The sequence below is a fragment of the Pseudomonas sp. SDI genome, from assembly GCF_003105155.1.
GTDB lineage: Bacteria > Pseudomonadota > Gammaproteobacteria > Pseudomonadales > Pseudomonadaceae > Aquipseudomonas.
Map to the genome: position 1 here is coordinate 1 of NZ_QETK01000007.1, position 18,043 is coordinate 18,043.

Consider the following 18,043-nt stretch of genomic DNA (forward strand, 5'->3'; position numbering starts at 1 on the left):
ATTCGTCACTACGCTCACGTTGACTGCCCAGGTCACGCTGACTACGTGAAGAACATGATCACCGGTGCTGCCCAGATGGACGGCGCGATCCTGGTTTGCTCGGCCGCTGATGGTCCGATGCCACAAACCCGTGAGCACATCCTGCTGTCCCGTCAGGTTGGCGTTCCGTACATCGTGGTCTTCCTGAACAAGGCTGACCTGGTAGACGACGCTGAGCTGCTGGAACTGGTCGAGATGGAAGTTCGCGACCTGCTGAGCACCTACGACTTCCCAGGCGACGACACCCCGATCATCATCGGTTCGGCTCGTATGGCGCTGGAAGGCAAAGACGATAACGAGATGGGCACCACTGCCGTCAAGAAACTGGTTGAAACTCTGGACAGCTACATCCCGGAGCCAGAGCGCGCTATCGACAAGCCGTTCCTGATGCCAATCGAAGACGTGTTCTCGATCTCGGGTCGTGGTACCGTTGTTACCGGTCGTATCGAGCGTGGTATCGTCCGCGTTCAGGATCCGCTGGAAATCGTTGGTCTGCGTGACACCACCACCACCACCTGCACCGGTGTTGAGATGTTCCGCAAGCTGCTGGACGAAGGTCGTGCTGGCGAGAACTGCGGCGTTCTGCTGCGTGGCACCAAGCGTGACGACGTTGAGCGTGGTCAGGTTCTGGTTAAGCCGGGTTCGGTTAAGCCGCACACCAAGTTCACTGCAGAAGTTTACGTTCTGAGCAAGGAAGAAGGCGGTCGTCACACTCCGTTCTTCAAAGGCTACCGTCCGCAGTTCTACTTCCGTACTACTGACGTGACCGGTAACTGCGAGCTGCCAGAAGGCGTTGAAATGGTAATGCCAGGCGATAACATTCAGATGACTGTTACCCTGATCAAAACCATCGCAATGGAAGATGGTCTGCGTTTCGCTATCCGTGAAGGCGGTCGTACCGTCGGCGCTGGCGTCGTAGCCAAAGTAATCGAATAAGTAGTTGATTTATCTCGATCGGGCCGACATAATGGTCGGCCTGATTAAGCTTTTAGGTCAGTAGCTCAATTGGCAGAGCGACGGTCTCCAAAACCGTAGGTTGGGGGTTCGATTCCCTCCTGACCTGCCAGATTCACCTCGTGTGTCTGGCTTTCTTTTCACAGGATCCTCCTAGATGACTCCCAAGGCTGAAGCCCAAGACTCTCGTTTTGATCTGCTCAAGTGGCTGGCTGTTGTCGCTTTGGTGGTCGTCGGTGTAGTCGGTAACCAGTACTACTCCGCCTCTCCGATTCTGTATCGCGTTATTGTGCTGCTTGTCCTTGCTGCGGCTGCTGCGTTTATCGCGCTTCAGACTGCAAAAGGCAAGTCGTTCTTTGCGCTGGCAAAGGAAGCTCGCACCGAGATTCGTAAAGTCGTATGGCCGACCCGCCAAGAGACCATGCAGACCACGCTGATTGTTGTGGCTGTCGTTCTGGTCATGGCGCTGCTGTTGTGGGGTCTTGACTCCCTGCTCGGCTGGTTGATTTCCTTGATTGTTGGCTAAGGGTGTCCTGTGGCTAAGCGTTGGTACGTTGTGCATGCATACTCGGGTTACGAGAAGCATGTGATGCGCTCGCTGATCGAGCGCGTAAAGCTGGCAGGCATGGAAGACGGCTTCGGCGAAATTCTGGTCCCCACTGAAGAAGTGGTTGAGATGCGCAATGGCCAGAAGCGCAAAAGCGAACGTAAGTTCTTCCCTGGCTATGTGCTGGTGCAGATGGACATGAACGAAGGGACTTGGCACTTGGTCAAGGATACCCCGCGTGTCATGGGCTTCATTGGTGGTACTGCAGATAAGCCTGCGCCAATCACCGATAAAGAGGCTGAAGCCATTCTTCGTCGCGTTGCCGATGGCAGTGACAAGCCTAAGCCGAAGACGCTCTTCGAGCCGGGTGAAGTGGTTCGTGTTACCGATGGTCCGTTTGCTGATTTCAACGGCACTGTCGAAGAAGTTAACTACGAGAAGAGCAGGCTCCAGGTGGCTGTGCTTATTTTCGGTCGCTCTACCCCGGTGGAGCTCGAGTTCAGCCAGGTCGAAAAGGTCTGACAGAACGAAGCATCCCATACCCCGCAGCCCTATGTGCTGCGGGGTTTTGTCGTCACTGGGATAAAACGTAAGTAACCCGGGGAGCCTCATGGCGTTCGTACCCGATATTGGAGTAGCTCATGGCTAAGAAGATTCAGGCTTACATCAAGCTGCAAGTAAAGGCCGGCCAGGCCAACCCTAGCCCACCCGTTGGTCCAGCACTGGGTCAACACGGTGTGAACATCATGGAATTCTGCAAGGCCTTCAACGCCCGTACTCAGGGTCAAGAAGCCGGCCTGCCGACTCCTGTGATCATCACTGTTTACAGTGACCGTAGCTTCACCTTCGAAACCAAAAGCACCCCTGCTTCGGTCCTGCTGAAAAAGGCAGCTGGCCTGACCAGCGGTTCTGCACGTCCTAACACCGTTAAAGTCGGTACTGTGACCCGTGCTCAGCTGGAAGAGATCGCAAAAACCAAAAATGCTGATCTGACCGCTGCTGACATGGATGCAGCCGTGCGTACCATCGCCGGTTCTGCTCGCAGCATGGGCCTCAACGTGGAGGGTGTGTAATGGCTAAGCTGACCAAGCGCCAAAAGGCTATCGCTTCGAAAATCGAAGCGGGCAAAGTCTACAACTTCGAAGAAGCAGCAACCCTGCTGGCCGAACTGTCCACCGTGAAGTTCAGCGAATCCTTCGATGTTGCCGTCAACCTCGGCGTTGACCCACGTAAATCCGACCAGGTCGTTCGTAGCGCTACTGTGCTGCCACACGGCACTGGCAAGACCGTACGTGTTGCCGTCTTCACCCAGGGTCCAGCTGCTGAGGCCGCTCTGGCTGCCGGCGCTGACCGTGTAGGTATGGACGACCTGGCTGCCGAAATGAAAGGCGGCGACCTGAACTATGACGTCGTTATTGCTTCCCCGGACGCAATGCGTGTTGTAGGTCAGTTGGGTCAGGTTCTGGGTCCTCGCGGCCTGATGCCTAACCCGAAAGTCGGCACCGTAACTCCAGACGTAGCCACCGCGGTTAAGAACGCCAAGGCTGGTCAGGTCCGTTATCGCACCGACAAAAACGGCATCATCCACACTTCCGTTGGCAAAATCGGCTTTGAAGCTGGCAAGCTGAAGGAAAACGTTGAAGCCCTGATCGCTGATCTGAAGCGTATCAAGCCAGCTTCCTCGAAAGGTATCTACGTTAAGCGCGTTACCCTGAGCACCACTATGGGCCCAGGTCTGGTTATCGATCAGAGCTCGCTGAACGCGTAAGACAAACGCCGGCGTGAGTGATCACGCCTGCTGCAAGATTGGGGTCCCTGCCTGGCGGGGGCTATCCAAGACCGTAGGCGGCGCAAGCCTTAAACCCTGAGCCTACGCAGATGGTGCTCCCGGTTCCTTACCGAATCAGACACCAAAACGACATCCGGCTTCGGCCAGATGAAACGGTAACAAGCAGGAGTTTTACCCGTGGCAATTAAACTCGAAGACAAGAAGGCCATCGTCGCTGAAGTCAACGAGGCTGCCAAAGTCGCTCTGTCCGCTGTCGTGGCTGATGCCCGTGGTGTGACTGTAGGCGCAATGACCGGACTCCGTAAAGAGGCTCGTGAAGCTGGCGTTTACGTACGTGTTGTACGTAACACCCTGCTCAAGCGCGCTGTTGCTGATACTGAATTCAGTGTCCTCAACGACGCCTTCACTGGCCCTACCCTGATTGCATTCTCCAACGAGCACCCGGGCGCCGCCGCCCGTCTGTTCAAAGAGTTCGCCAAGGGTCAGGACAAGTTCGAGATCAAGGCAGCTGCGTTCGACGGCAAGTTCCTTGCCGCTAACGAAATCGACGTGTTGGCTACCCTGCCGACCCGCGACGAAGCTATCGCGAAACTGATGAGCGTGATCCAAGGCGCTACCAGCAAGCTGGCTCGTACTTTGGCAGCTATTCGCGACCAGAAAGAAGCTACCGCTGCCTAAGGCACGCAGAGCACTTTCAAAATCACATGTTTAATTTGATGGCTGCGTAGGCTGTCACCCCAATACAGGAATTAATAGTCATGTCTCTGACTAACGAGCAAATCATCGAAGCAATCGGCCAGAAAACCGTTCTGGAAGTTGTTGAGCTGATCAAAGCAATGGAAGAAACCTTCGGCGTTACCGCTGCTGTTGCCGCTGCTGGCCCAGCTGCTGCTGCTGCCGTTGTTGAAGAGCAAACCGAGTTCAACGTTGTTCTGGTTGAAGCCGGCGATAAGAAAGTCAACGTGATCAAGGCCGTTCGTGAACTGACCGGTCTGGGCCTGAAAGAAGCCAAAGAGAAAGTTGACGGCGCTCCTCAGGTTGTCGCTGAAGGCGTTTCGAAAGAAGCTGCTGAAGACGCCAAGAAGAAGCTGGAAGAAGCAGGCGCTAAAGTCGAACTCAAGTAATTTCGACTTTGCGACTCCAGCCCGAGCGCTAAGCAAACGGCTGATGGCTGGTGGCTCTTGCCACCGGCCTTTTTCCGTTATTGGCGGCTGATCAGGTCGGCGCCAATAACGTGCTTCAACCACCGATGACGGTGGCGCAAACCATGGGGTTTGCACGATTTTCTGGCTGCTCCCGTCGGGAGAAGCCAAACAAGCAGGTGACCAAGCTGGGGAACGCTGATGGCTTACTCATACACTGAGAAAAAACGTATCCGCAAGGACTTTAGCAAGTTGCCGGACGTCATGGATGTGCCTTACCTCCTGGCCATCCAGCTGGATTCGTATCGTGAATTCTTGCAAGCGGGAGCGACCAAAGATCAGTTCCGCGACGTGGGCCTGCATGCGGCCTTCAAATCGGTTTTCCCGATCATCAGCTACTCCGGCAATGCTGCCCTGGAGTACGTTGGCTATCGTCTGGGCGAACCAGCTTTTGATGTCAAAGAATGCGTGCTGCGTGGCGTAACCTACGCCGTACCGCTGCGGGTAAAAGTGCGCCTGATCATTTTCGACAAAGAATCGTCGAACAAAGCGATCAAGGACATCAAAGAGCAAGAAGTCTACATGGGTGAAATCCCCCTGATGACTGAAAACGGTACCTTCGTTATCAACGGTACCGAGCGTGTAATTGTTTCCCAGCTGCACCGTTCGCCAGGTGTGTTCTTCGACCACGACCGTGGCAAGACTCACAGCTCGGGCAAGCTGCTCTACTCGGCGCGGATCATTCCTTACCGCGGTTCGTGGTTGGACTTCGAGTTCGACCCGAAAGACTGCGTATTCGTCCGTATCGACCGTCGCCGCAAATTGCCTGCTTCGGTGCTGCTGCGTGCGCTGGGCTACAGCACTGAAGAAGTGCTGGACGCCTTCTACACCACCAACGTTTTCCATGTGTCCGGCGAAAAACTGAGCCTGGAACTGGTTCCGCAGCGTCTGCGTGGTGAAATCGCGGTCATGGACATCCATGACGACAGCGGCAAGGTCATTGTCGAGCAGGGTCGCCGTATTACCGCTCGCCACATCAACCAGCTCGAAAAAGCTGGTGTCAAGCAGCTGGACGTTCCTCTGGAATACGTCCTGGGCCGCACTACTGCCAAGGCAATCGTGCACCCTGCAACTGGCGAGATCCTGGCTGAGTGCAACACCGAGCTGAGCACCGACGTCCTGGTGAAAATTGCCAAGGCTCAGGTTGTTCGCATCGAGACCCTGTACACCAACGACATCGACTGCGGTCCGTTCATCTCGGACACCCTGAAGATCGACTCCACCAGCAACCAGCTGGAAGCGCTGGTCGAGATCTATCGCATGATGCGTCCTGGCGAGCCGCCAACCAAGGATGCTGCCGAGACCCTGTTCAACAACCTGTTCTTCAGCGCCGAGCGTTACGACCTGTCGGCTGTTGGCCGCATGAAGTTCAACCGTCGTATCGGTCGCACCGAGATCGAAGGTTCGGGCGTGCTGAGCAAGGAAGATATCGTCGAGGTTCTGAAGACCCTGGTCGACATCCGTAACGGCAAAGGCATCGTCGACGACATCGACCACCTGGGTAACCGCCGTGTTCGCTGCGTCGGCGAGATGGCCGAGAACCAGTTCCGCGTTGGCCTGGTGCGTGTAGAGCGCGCGGTCAAAGAGCGTCTGTCGATGGCTGAAAGCGAAGGCCTGATGCCGCAAGACCTGATCAACGCCAAGCCCGTTGCGGCGGCGGTGAAAGAGTTCTTCGGTTCCAGCCAGCTGTCGCAGTTCATGGACCAGAACAACCCGCTGTCCGAGATCACTCACAAGCGTCGTGTCTCTGCACTCGGCCCTGGTGGTTTGACCCGTGAGCGTGCAGGCTTTGAGGTCCGTGACGTACACCCGACCCACTACGGCCGCGTGTGCCCGATCGAAACGCCTGAAGGTCCGAACATCGGTCTGATCAACTCCCTGGCGGCCTACGCCCGCACCAACCAGTACGGCTTCCTTGAAAGCCCGTACCGTGTGGTGAAAGAGGGTGTGGTTACCGACGAGATCGTGTTCCTGTCGGCAATCGAAGAAGCGGATCACGTCATTGCTCAGGCTTCGGCCGCAATGAACGACAAGAAACAGCTGATCGACGAGTTGGTAGCTGTTCGTCACCTGAACGAATTCACCGTCAAGGCGCCAGAAGACGTCACGTTGATGGACGTTTCGCCGAAGCAGGTAGTTTCGGTTGCAGCGTCGCTGATTCCGTTCCTCGAGCATGACGACGCCAACCGTGCGTTGATGGGTTCGAACATGCAGCGTCAGGCTGTACCGACTCTGCGCGCCGACAAGCCGCTGGTAGGTACCGGCATGGAGCGCAACGTTGCACGTGACTCCGGCGTTTGCGTCGTGGCTCGTCGTGGCGGTGTGATCGATTCCGTCGATGCCAGTCGTATCGTGGTTCGCGTTGCTGATGACGAAGTTGAAACTGGCGAAGCCGGTGTCGACATCTACAACCTGACCAAATACACCCGCTCGAACCAGAACACCTGCATCAACCAGCGTCCGCTGGTGAACAAGGGTGATTCGGTTCAGCGTGGCGACATCATGGCCGACGGCCCGTCCACCGACATGGGTGAACTGGCACTGGGTCAGAACATGCGCATCGCGTTCATGGCATGGAACGGCTTCAACTTCGAAGACTCCATCTGCCTGTCCGAGCGTGTGGTTCAGGAAGACCGCTTCACCACGATCCACATTCAGGAACTGACCTGTGTGGCCCGTGACACCAAGCTTGGCCCAGAGGAAATCACCGCGGACATCCCGAACGTGGGTGAAGCTGCGCTGAACAAGCTGGATGAAGCCGGTATCGTTTACGTCGGTGCTGAAGTTGGCGCTGGCGACATCCTGGTCGGCAAGGTAACGCCAAAAGGCGAAACCCAGCTGACTCCGGAAGAAAAACTGCTGCGCGCGATCTTTGGTGAGAAGGCTAGCGACGTCAAAGACACCTCCCTGCGCGTGCCTACCGGCACCAAAGGTACCGTCATCGACGTACAGGTCTTCACCCGTGATGGCGTCGAGCGCGACAGCCGTGCGCTGTCCATCGAGAAGATGCAGCTGGACGAAATCCGCAAGGACCTGAACGAAGAGTTCCGCATCGTCGAAGGCGCAACCTTCGAGCGTCTGCGCTCGGCCCTGAACGGCCAGGTAGTCGATGGTGGTGCAGGCCTGAAGAAGGGCACTGTCATTACCAATGAAGTCCTGGACGGTCTGGAGCACGGTCAGTGGTTCAAGCTGCGTATGGCAGAAGACGCGCTCAACGAGCAGCTCGAGAAAGCTCAGGCTTACATCGTTGACCGTCGCCGCCTGCTCGACGACAAGTTCGAAGACAAGAAGCGCAAGCTGCAGCAAGGCGATGACCTGGCTCCGGGCGTACTGAAGATCGTCAAGGTCTACCTGGCAATCCGTCGTCGCATCCAGCCGGGCGACAAGATGGCCGGTCGTCACGGTAACAAAGGTGTGGTCTCCGTGATCATGCCGGTCGAAGACATGCCGCACGACGCCAACGGTACGCCGGTTGACGTGGTACTCAACCCACTGGGTGTACCATCGCGTATGAACGTCGGTCAGATCCTTGAAACCCACCTGGGCCTGGCAGCCAAAGGTCTGGGTGAGAAGATCAACCGCATGCTTGAAGAGCAGCGCAAAGTCATCGAGCTGCGCAAGTTCCTCACCGAGATCTACAACGAGATCGGTGGTCGTCAGGAAAGCCTGGAAGACTTCTCCGACCAGGAAATCCTGGATTTGGCGAAGAACCTCAAAGGCGGTGTGCCAATGGCCACTCCAGTCTTCGACGGTGCCAAGGAGCGTGAGATCAAGGCCATGCTGAAACTGGCAGACATGCCAGAAAGCGGCCAGATGCAGCTGTTCGATGGCCGTACCGGTAACAAGTTCGAGCGCCATGTGACCGTGGGTTACATGTACATGCTCAAGCTGAACCACTTGGTGGACGACAAGATGCACGCGCGTTCCACTGGTTCTTACAGCCTGGTTACCCAGCAGCCGCTGGGTGGTAAGGCGCAGTTCGGTGGTCAGCGTTTCGGGGAGATGGAAGTGTGGGCGCTGGAAGCATACGGCGCGGCATACACCCTGCAAGAAATGCTCACAGTGAAGTCGGACGACGTGAACGGTCGGACCAAGATGTACAAGAACATCGTGGACGGCGATCACCGTATGGAGCCGGGCATGCCCGAGTCCTTCAACGTGCTGATCAAAGAGATTCGTTCGCTCGGTATCGATATCGATCTGGAAACCGAATAACACGTGACGCGAATCGGGAGCGTGGCTGAAAAGCCCGCTCCCTGCTCCGCCAGGAGGAAAGGCCTTGAAAGACCTACTGAATTTGCTGAAAAACCAGGGTCAAGTCGAAGAGTTCGACGCCATCCGTATCGGACTGGCATCGCCTGAGATGATCCGTTCGTGGTCGTTCGGTGAAGTTAAAAAGCCGGAAACCATCAACTACCGTACGTTCAAACCTGAGCGTGACGGTCTGTTCTGCGCCAAGATCTTTGGCCCAGTCAAGGACTACGAGTGCCTGTGCGGTAAGTACAAGCGCCTGAAGCACCGTGGTGTCATCTGTGAGAAGTGCGGCGTTGAAGTCGCCCTGGCCAAGGTCCGTCGTGAGCGCATGGCTCACATCGAACTGGCCTCCCCAGTTGCCCACATCTGGTTCCTGAAGTCCCTGCCGTCCCGTATCGGCCTGCTGATGGACATGACCCTGCGTGATATCGAGCGCGTTCTCTACTTCGAGAGCTACGTCGTTATCGATCCGGGCATGACTACCCTTGAAAAGGGTCAGTTGCTGAACGACGAGCAGTACTTCGAAGCGCTGGAAGAGTTCGGCGACGACTTCGACGCCCGTATGGGTGCCGAGGCTGTCCGCGAGCTGCTGCACGCTATCGACCTGGAGCACGAGATCGGCCGCCTGCGCGAAGAAATTCCGCAGACCAACTCGGAAACCAAGATCAAGAAGCTGTCCAAGCGTCTGAAACTGATGGAAGCCTTCCAGGGCTCGGGCAACCTGCCTGAGTGGATGGTCCTGACCGTTCTGCCGGTTCTGCCGCCAGACCTGCGTCCACTGGTTCCGCTGGATGGTGGTCGCTTCGCGACTTCCGACCTGAACGACCTGTACCGTCGGGTGATCAACCGTAACAACCGTCTGAAGCGCCTGCTCGACCTGTCCGCGCCTGACATCATCGTGCGCAACGAAAAGCGCATGCTGCAGGAAGCAGTAGATGCCTTGCTCGACAACGGTCGTCGCGGCCGTGCCATCACTGGCTCGAACAAGCGTCCTCTGAAATCCCTGGCTGACATGATCAAGGGTAAGCAAGGTCGTTTCCGTCAGAACTTGCTCGGTAAGCGTGTTGACTACTCGGGCCGTTCGGTAATTACCGTAGGTCCGACCCTGCGTCTGCATCAGTGCGGTCTGCCGAAGAAGATGGCCCTTGAGCTGTTCAAGCCGTTCATTTTCGGCAAGCTGGAAATGCGTGGTCTGGCGACCACCATCAAGGCCGCCAAGAAGATGGTCGAGCGCGAGCTGCCTGAGGTGTGGGACGTTCTCGCCGAAGTGATTCGCGAACACCCCGTACTGCTCAACCGTGCACCGACCCTTCACCGTCTGGGTATCCAGGCCTTTGAACCAGTACTGATCGAAGGTAAGGCTATCCAGCTGCACCCGCTGGTCTGTGCCGCGTACAACGCCGACTTCGACGGTGACCAAATGGCCGTGCACGTGCCGCTGACGCTGGAAGCCCAGCTCGAAGCGCGCGCGCTGATGATGTCGACCAACAACATTCTGTCGCCAGCCAACGGTGAGCCAATCATCGTTCCGTCGCAGGACGTTGTACTGGGTCTGTACTACATGACCCGTGAAGCCATCAACGCCAAGGGCGAAGGTCGCGTATTCGCCGACCTGCAAGAAGTCGACCGCGTATTCCGCGCCGGCGAAGCTGCCCTGCACGCGAAGATCAAGGTTCGTATCAACGAAACCGTGAACGACCGTGATGGCGGTAGCGTCAAGAACACCCGTATCGTCGACACCACCGTCGGCCGTGCGCTGCTGTTCCAGGTTGTGCCACCAGGTCTGTCGTACGACGTGGTCAACCAGCCGATGAAGAAGAAGGCGATCTCCAAGCTGATCAACCAGTGCTATCGCGTGGTGGGTCTGAAAGAGACCGTTATCTTCGCTGACCAGCTGATGTACACCGGTTTCGCTTATTCGACCATTTCCGGCGTTTCGATCGGTGTTAACGACTTCGTTATCCCTGACGAGAAGGCGCGCATCATCGGTGCTGCTACCGACGAAGTGAAAGAGATCGAAAGCCAGTACGCCTCCGGCCTGGTAACCCAGGGCGAGAAGTACAACAAAGTTATCGACTTGTGGTCCAAGGCGAACGACGAAGTTTCCAAGGCGATGATGGCCAACCTTTCGAAAGAAAAGGTCATCGACCGCGAAGGTAATGAAGTCGAGCAAGAGTCCTTCAACTCGATGTACATGATGGCTGACTCCGGTGCCCGGGGTTCGGCAGCTCAGATTCGTCAGCTGGCCGGTATGCGTGGCCTGATGGCCAAGCCGGACGGCTCGATCATCGAGACGCCGATCACCGCGAACTTCCGTGAAGGTCTGAGTGTACTCCAGTACTTCATCTCGACTCACGGTGCTCGTAAAGGTCTGGCGGATACCGCGTTGAAAACCGCGAACTCCGGTTACCTCACGCGCCGTCTGGTAGACGTTGCCCAGGATCTGGTCGTTACCGAGATCGACTGCGGTACCGAGCAAGGCCTGCTGATGACGCCGCACATTGAAGGCGGCGACGTTGTAGAGCCGCTGGGTGAGCGTGTACTGGGTCGTGTAATCGCCCGTGACGTGTTCAAGCCAGGCACCGACGACGTGATCGTCCCTGCAGGCACCCTGGTCGACGAGAAGTGGGTTGAGTTCATCGAGCTGAACAGCATCGACGAAGTAATCGTGCGCTCGCCAATCAGCTGCGAAACCCGTTACGGTATTTGCGCCAAGTGCTACGGTCGTGACCTGGCTCGCGGTCACCAGGTGAACATCGGTGAGGCTGTCGGCGTTATCGCTGCCCAGTCGATCGGTGAGCCGGGTACCCAGCTGACCATGCGTACGTTCCACATCGGTGGTGCTGCAAGCCGGACCTCGGCTGCCGACAGCGTCCAGGTGAAGAACGGCGGTATGGTTCGTCTGCACAACCTGAAGCAGGTTGAGCGTGCCGACGGTAACCTGGTAGCCGTTTCGCGTTCCGGTGAGTTGGCAATTGCCGACGAGTTCGGTCGTGAGCGTGAGCGCTACAAGCTGCCGTATGGTGCTGTCATTTCCGTGAAGGAAGGCGACAAGGTCGACGCTGGCGCAATCGTCGCCAAGTGGGACCCGCACACCCACCCGATCGTTACCGAAATGAAAGGTACCGTGACCTTCGTGGGCATGGAAGAAGGCATTACCATCAAGCGTCAGACTGACGAATTGACTGGTTTGACCAACATTGAAGTTCTGGACGTCAAAGACCGTCCGGCTGCAGGCAAGGAAATCCGTCCTGCAATCAAGATGGTCGACGCCAATGGCAAGGATCTGCTGCTGCCAGGTACCGACGTACCGGCTCAGTACTTCCTGCCGGCGAACGCCCTGGTCGGTGTTGCCGACGGTGCACAGATCGGTGTTGGTGACGTTATTGCGCGTATTCCGCAAGAAACGTCGAAGACCCGTGACATCACCGGTGGTCTGCCACGGGTTGCCGACTTGTTCGAAGCCCGTCGTCCGAAAGAAGCCTCGATTCTGGCTGAAGTCAGCGGCACCATCGCGTTTGGTAAAGAGACCAAAGGCAAGCGCCGTCTGGTCATCACCCCGAACGACGGTAGCGATCCGTACGAGGAGCTGATTCCGAAGTGGCGTCACCTGAACGTCTTCGAAGGCGAACAAGTGAACCGCGGTGAAGTTATTTCCGACGGTCCGAGCGATCCGCACGACATCCTGCGTCTGCTGGGTGTGAGCGCGCTGGCCAAGTACATCGTCAACGAGATCCAGGACGTTTACCGTCTGCAAGGCGTGAAGATCAACGACAAGCACATCGAGACCATTTTGCGTCAGATGCTGCGTAAAGTTGAGATCGCTGAATCGGGTGACTCCAGCTTCATCAAGGGCGACCAGATGGAACTGACTCAGGTGCTGGTCGAGAACGAGCGTCTCGCCTCCGAAGACAAGTTCATCTCGAAGTTCTCGCGTGTGCTGCTGGGTATCACCAAGGCCTCGCTGTCGACCGAATCGTTCATCTCGGCGGCTTCCTTCCAGGAAACCACCCGTGTTCTGACCGAAGCGGCGGTAACCGGCAAGCGCGACTACCTGCGTGGTCTGAAAGAAAACGTGGTCGTGGGTCGTCTGATCCCGGCCGGTACCGGTCTGGCGTACCACAGCGAGCGTAAGCGTCGCCGTGATGCCGACAAGCCGCTGCGTGTTAGCGCCAGTGAAGTGGAAGCTGCACTGACCGAAGCGCTGAACTCCAGCGGCAACTAAGGGTAGGGCCCCGGCCACCTCAATCCGGTCGTCGGTGACATATTTTGTTGCCGACGGTCGGGAAGGGGAGGCTGGGGCCTCGCCTTGACTGGGCGCAAGATCCTCTTTAGACTCTTGTACCCCTAAATTTGGTGGGACTCTGTCCTGCCATTTTTGCTTTTCTTGCAAGACAATAGCGTCGCAAGACAACAGTGGAGCTAGTAGATGGCAACTATCAACCAGCTGGTACGTCAGCCGCGTAAGCGTATCGTCGAGAAATCCGACGTTCCTGCGCTGCAGAACTGCCCGCAACGTCGTGGCGTGTGCACCCGTGTGTACACCACCACGCCGAAAAAACCTAACTCGGCACTGCGTAAAGTATGCCGTGTGCGTCTGACCAACGGTTTCGAGGTTTCCTCGTACATCGGCGGTGAAGGCCACAACCTGCAAGAGCACAGCGTGGTACTGATCCGCGGCGGTCGTGTAAAAGACTTGCCGGGTGTTCGTTACCACACCGTTCGCGGTTCCCTGGATACTTCCGGCGTTAAAGGTCGTAACCAAGGCCGTTCGAAGTACGGTACCAAGCGTCCGAAGTAATCGGCCGTTTGCAGCAGTTTGCAGTTATTCATTTTATTGAGTCGATAAGAGTAAGGTCGGGCACGGACCGTTGGGTCTCCTGTCCCGGGCTAACCTGAAGACCGTTTGAGGGCTTATCAATGCCAAGACGTCGTGTAGCAGCCAAGCGTGAGATTCTCGACGATCCAAAATACGGATCGCAGATTCTCGCCAAGTTCATGAACCACGTGATGGAAAGCGGCAAAAAGGCCGTTGCAGAGCGTATCGTTTACGGTGCTCTGGAAAAGGTCAAAGAACGCAAGAACAGCGATCCCCTGGAAATCTTCGAGAAAGCTCTCGACGCCATCGCTCCGCTGGTCGAAGTGAAGTCGCGCCGTGTTGGCGGTGCTACTTACCAGGTTCCTGTCGAAGTTCGTCCATCCCGTCGTAACGCCCTGGCAATGCGCTGGCTGGTAGACTTCGCCCGTAAGCGCGGCGAGAAGTCCATGGCTCTGCGCCTGGCTGGCGAACTGCTGGATGCCGCTGAAGGCAAAGGTGCTGCAGTCAAGAAGCGTGAAGACGTACACCGTATGGCCGAAGCCAACAAAGCGTTCTCGCACTACCGCTTCTAATTCAGGCATCACTATTTTTGCGAGGGCTCTATGGCTCGTACTACTCCTATCAACCGCTACCGTAACATTGGTATTTGCGCGCACGTTGATGCGGGCAAGACCACTACTACTGAGCGGATCCTGTTCTACACAGGTCTGAGCCACAAAATGGGCGAGGTGCATGACGGCGCCGCGACCACCGACTGGATGGTGCAGGAGCAGGAGCGGGGTATTACCATTACCTCCGCTGCTGTTACTACCTTCTGGAAAGGTTCCCGTGGCCAGTACGACAACTATCGCGTAAACGTCATCGATACCCCCGGCCACGTTGACTTCACCATTGAAGTAGAACGTTCGCTGCGCGTGCTCGACGGCGCGGTCGTTGTGTTCTGCGGTACCTCCGGTGTTGAGCCGCAGTCCGAAACCGTATGGCGTCAGGCCAACAAGTACGGCGTTCCACGTGTTGTTTACGTGAACAAGATGGACCGTGCAGGTGCTGACTTCCTGCGCGTAGTTGGTCAGATCAAGAACCGTCTGGGTCACACCCCGGTTCCTGTCCAGCTGGCTATCGGTTCGGAAGATAACTTCCAGGGTCAGGTTGACCTGATCAAGATGAAGGCTATCTACTGGAACGAAGACGACAAGGGCACCACCTATCGCGAGGAAGACATTCCTGCCGATATGCTGGAGCTGGCTGAAGAATGGCGCGCCAATATGGTTGAGGCCGCTGCAGAAGCCACCGAAGAGCTGATGAACAAGTACCTTGAAGAAGGTGAGCTGACCGTCGAAGAAATCAAAGCCGGTCTGCGTGCGCGCACCCTGGCCAGCGAGATCGTTCCGGCTGTCTGTGGTTCTTCCTTCAAGAACAAGGGCGTTCCTCTGGTTCTCGATGCTGTCATCGACTTCCTGCCTGCTCCGACCGAAATTCCTGCGATCAAGGGTATCCATCCTGACCTGATCGAGAAGCCGAAGGACGAGCTGGTCGACGCTGATTACGATGAGCGTCACGCCGACGACAACGAGCCGTTCTCGGCTCTGGCGTTCAAGATTGCCACCGACCCGTTCGTTGGTACGCTGACTTTCGTCCGTGTTTACTCGGGTATGCTGCAATCCGGCGACTCCGTGATCAACTCGGTCAAGGGCAAGAAAGAGCGCGTTGGTCGTATGGTGCAGATGCACGCCAACCAGCGTGAAGAGATCAAAGAAGTATTGGCGGGCGACATCGCCGCTCTGATCGGTATGAAGGACGTCACCACTGGTGACACCCTCTGCAACGCCGACAAGCCAATCATTCTTGAGCGTATGGACTTCCCTGAGCCGGTGATCTCGGTAGCTGTTGAGCCGAAGACCAAGCAGGACCAGGAGAAGATGGGTATCGCACTGGGCAAGCTGGCTCAGGAAGACCCGTCGTTCCGCGTCAAAACTGACGAAGAAACCGGCCAGACCATCATTTCCGGTATGGGCGAGCTTCACCTGGACATCCTCGTTGACCGCATGAAGCGTGAATTCAACGTCGAAGCCAACATCGGTAAGCCGCAGGTTTCGTACCGCGAGCAGATCACCAAGGACAACGTCGAGATCGAAGGTAAGTTCGTTCGTCAGTCCGGTGGTCGTGGTCAGTTCGGTCACTGCTGGATCCGTTTCTCGCAGCCAGAAGTGGATGCAAGCGGCAACATCACCGAAGGCCTGGTGTTCACCAACGAAGTTGTTGGTGGTGTGGTTCCGAAGGAATACATCCCGGCTATCCAGAAGGGTATCGAAGAGCAGATGAAGAACGGCATCGTTGCCGGCTATCCGCTGATCGGCCTGAAGGCAACCGTGTTTGATGGTTCCTACCACGACGTCGACTCCAACGAGATGGCGTTCAAGGTAGCGGCCTCCATGGCGACCAAGCAACTCGCAGCCAAAGGCGGCGGTAAAGTGCTTGAGCCGATCATGAAGGTAGAAGTTGTGACCCCTGAGGACTACATGGGTGACGTGATGGGTGACCTGAACCGTCGTCGTGGTCTGATCCAGGGTATGGAAGATTCGGTGTCCGGCAAGGTTGTCCGTGCTGAAGTTCCGCTCGGAGAAATGTTCGGTTATGCGACCGACGTCCGTTCCATGTCTCAGGGTCGCGCGAGCTACTCCATGGAATTCTCCAAATACGCCGAAGCTCCGTCGAATATCGTCGAAGCACTCGTTAAAAAACAAGGCTAATCCAGCCCTTTAGGCAAGAGGTTCACTGTCGTGGCTAAAGAAAAATTTGATCGTTCCCTTCCGCACGTCAACGTTGGCACCATCGGTCACGTTGACCACGGTAAAACCACTCTGACTGCTGCTCTGACTCGCGTCTGCTCCGAAGTTTTCGGTTCGGCTGTCGTTGAATTCGACAAGATCGACAGCGCGCCAGAAGAAAAGGCTCGTGGTATCACCATCAACACCGCGCACGTCGAGTACAACTCGAACATTCGTCACTACGCTCACGTTGACTGCCCAGGTCACGCTGACTACGTGAAGAACATGATCACCGGTGCTGCCCAGATGGACGGCGCGATCCTGGTTTGCTCGGCCGCTGATGGTCCGATGCCACAAACCCGTGAGCACATCCTGCTGTCCCGTCAGGTTGGCGTTCCGTACATCGTGGTCTTCCTGAACAAGGCTGACCTGGTAGACGACGCTGAGCTGCTGGAACTGGTCGAGATGGAAGTTCGCGACCTGCTGAGCACCTACGACTTCCCAGGCGACGACACCCCGATCATCATCGGTTCGGCTCGTATGGCGCTGGAAGGCAAAGACGATAACGAGATGGGCACCACTGCCGTCAAGAAACTGGTTGAAACTCTGGACAGCTACATCCCAGAGCCAGAGCGCGCTATCGACAAGCCGTTCCTGATGCCAATCGAAGACGTGTTCTCGATCTCGGGTCGTGGTACCGTTGTTACCGGTCGTATCGAGCGTGGTATCGTCCGCGTTCAGGATCCGCTGGAAATCGTTGGTCTGCGTGACACCACCACCACCACCTGCACCGGTGTTGAGATGTTCCGCAAGCTGCTGGACGAAGGTCGTGCTGGCGAGAACTGCGGCGTTCTGCTGCGTGGCACCAAGCGTGACGACGTTGAGCGTGGTCAGGTTCTGGTTAAGCCGGGTTCGGTTAAGCCGCACACCAAGTTCACTGCAGAAGTTTACGTTCTGAGCAAGGAAGAAGGCGGTCGTCACACTCCGTTCTTCAAAGGCTACCGTCCACAGTTCTACTTCCGTACTACTGACGTGACCGGTAACTGCGAGCTGCCAGAAGGCGTTGAAATGGTAATGCCAGGCGATAACATTCAGATGACTGTTACCCTGATCAAAACCATCGCAATGGAAGATGGTCTGCGTTTCGCTATCCGTGAAGGCGGTCGTACCGTCGGCGCTGGCGTCGTAGCCAAAATCATCGAGTAATTCTCGATAGGTTGAAAAAGCCCCCGCTCAGCGGGGGCTTTTTTTATTGGGTTGACACCCAATAGGGGCGTCTATAGAATCACGCCTCCTTTTAACGGGCGTAGTGCGCCCGGTGGGAATAGCAGCCTGGAGTCTGAAATCCAATGCAAAATCAGCAAATCCGTATCAGGTTGAAGGCTTTTGACCATCGCCTGATCGACCAATCCACCCAGGAAATCGTGGAAACCGCGAAACGTACTGGTGCTCAAGTGCGTGGTCCAATTCCACTGCCTACTCGCAAAGAGCGGTTCACCGTTCTGGTCTCCCCGCACGTCAACAAAGACGCGCGTGACCAGTACGAGATCCGTACTCATAAGCGCGTTCTGGACATCGTCCAGCCAACGGATAAAACCGTTGATGCGCTTATGAAGCTTGATCTTGCAGCAGGTGTGGAAGTGCAGATCAGCCTCGGCTAAGACTTGGGTC

Annotated in this window: 14 protein-coding genes and 1 tRNA gene; all 15 read left to right on the top strand. The window is 56.5% G+C overall.

Features of this window, described 5'->3' with window-relative positions:
• Positions 1 to 975 (top strand): elongation factor Tu (gene tuf, locus DCO48_RS06115; protein ID WP_116549726.1); only part of this gene is annotated, 975 nt, incomplete at its 5' end.
• Positions 976 to 1,029: 54 nt separating this feature from the next.
• Positions 1,030 to 1,105, top strand: a tRNA-Trp gene (locus tag DCO48_RS06120).
• A gap of 45 nt (positions 1,106 to 1,150) precedes the next feature.
• The gene (secE, locus tag DCO48_RS06125; RefSeq protein ID WP_116549727.1) at positions 1,151 to 1,519 is read left to right on the top strand and encodes a preprotein translocase subunit SecE; all 369 of its coding nucleotides are present in this window, start codon (positions 1,151 to 1,153) and stop codon (positions 1,517 to 1,519) included.
• A 9-nt stretch (positions 1,520 to 1,528) separates the two neighbouring features.
• Entirely contained in the window at positions 1,529 to 2,062 is a 534-nt protein-coding gene (gene nusG, locus DCO48_RS06130; RefSeq protein ID WP_116549728.1) for a transcription termination/antitermination protein NusG, read from the top strand.
• Between the two features lie 119 nt (positions 2,063 to 2,181).
• Complete coding sequence (rplK, locus tag DCO48_RS06135) at positions 2,182 to 2,613, top strand: 50S ribosomal protein L11 (protein WP_010220295.1); 432 nt, start codon at positions 2,182 to 2,184, stop codon at positions 2,611 to 2,613.
• On the top strand, positions 2,613 to 3,308 hold the full coding sequence (rplA, locus tag DCO48_RS06140) for a 50S ribosomal protein L1 (protein WP_116549729.1): 696 nt from the start codon (positions 2,613 to 2,615) through the stop codon (positions 3,306 to 3,308). Before rplK ends, rplA begins: the two co-directional genes overlap by 1 nt.
• Before the next feature lie 198 nt (positions 3,309 to 3,506).
• Positions 3,507 to 4,007, top strand: coding sequence for a 50S ribosomal protein L10 (gene rplJ / locus DCO48_RS06145; protein WP_028944939.1), 501 nt, complete (start codon positions 3,507 to 3,509; stop codon positions 4,005 to 4,007).
• A gap of 80 nt (positions 4,008 to 4,087) precedes the next feature.
• Positions 4,088 to 4,453 carry a 50S ribosomal protein L7/L12 gene (rplL, locus tag DCO48_RS06150; protein ID WP_003255496.1) on the top strand — a complete coding sequence of 122 codons (366 nt, stop codon included), beginning with the start codon at positions 4,088 to 4,090 and terminating at the stop codon, positions 4,451 to 4,453.
• Positions 4,454 to 4,672: 219 nt separating this feature from the next.
• Positions 4,673 to 8,746 carry a DNA-directed RNA polymerase subunit beta gene (gene rpoB / locus DCO48_RS06155; RefSeq protein ID WP_116549730.1) on the top strand — a complete coding sequence of 1,358 codons (4,074 nt, stop codon included), beginning with the start codon at positions 4,673 to 4,675 and terminating at the stop codon, positions 8,744 to 8,746.
• A gap of 64 nt (positions 8,747 to 8,810) precedes the next feature.
• Positions 8,811 to 13,010: a DNA-directed RNA polymerase subunit beta' gene (rpoC, locus tag DCO48_RS06160; RefSeq protein ID WP_116549731.1), complete on the top strand. Its 4,200-nt coding sequence runs from the start codon at positions 8,811 to 8,813 to the stop codon at positions 13,008 to 13,010.
• A 204-nt stretch (positions 13,011 to 13,214) separates the two neighbouring features.
• Positions 13,215 to 13,586: a 30S ribosomal protein S12 gene (gene rpsL / locus DCO48_RS06165; RefSeq protein WP_003186084.1), complete on the top strand. Its 372-nt coding sequence runs from the start codon at positions 13,215 to 13,217 to the stop codon at positions 13,584 to 13,586.
• 119 nt (positions 13,587 to 13,705) lie between these two features.
• Entirely contained in the window at positions 13,706 to 14,176 is a 471-nt protein-coding gene (rpsG, locus tag DCO48_RS06170) for a 30S ribosomal protein S7 (protein ID WP_007925959.1), read from the top strand.
• A 30-nt stretch (positions 14,177 to 14,206) separates the two neighbouring features.
• A complete protein-coding gene (gene fusA / locus DCO48_RS06175) occupies positions 14,207 to 16,354 on the top strand; it encodes an elongation factor G (RefSeq protein WP_116549732.1) in 2,148 nt (715 codons plus the stop codon).
• Positions 16,355 to 16,384: 30 nt separating this feature from the next.
• On the top strand, positions 16,385 to 17,578 hold the full coding sequence (gene tuf / locus DCO48_RS06180) for an elongation factor Tu (RefSeq protein ID WP_028614144.1): 1,194 nt from the start codon (positions 16,385 to 16,387) through the stop codon (positions 17,576 to 17,578).
• Between the two features lie 143 nt (positions 17,579 to 17,721).
• Positions 17,722 to 18,033 (top strand): 30S ribosomal protein S10, encoded by a 312-nt coding sequence (gene rpsJ / locus DCO48_RS06185; protein ID WP_003186070.1) that lies wholly within the window; start codon positions 17,722 to 17,724, stop codon positions 18,031 to 18,033.
• The last annotated feature ends 10 nt before the right edge of the window (positions 18,034 to 18,043 follow it).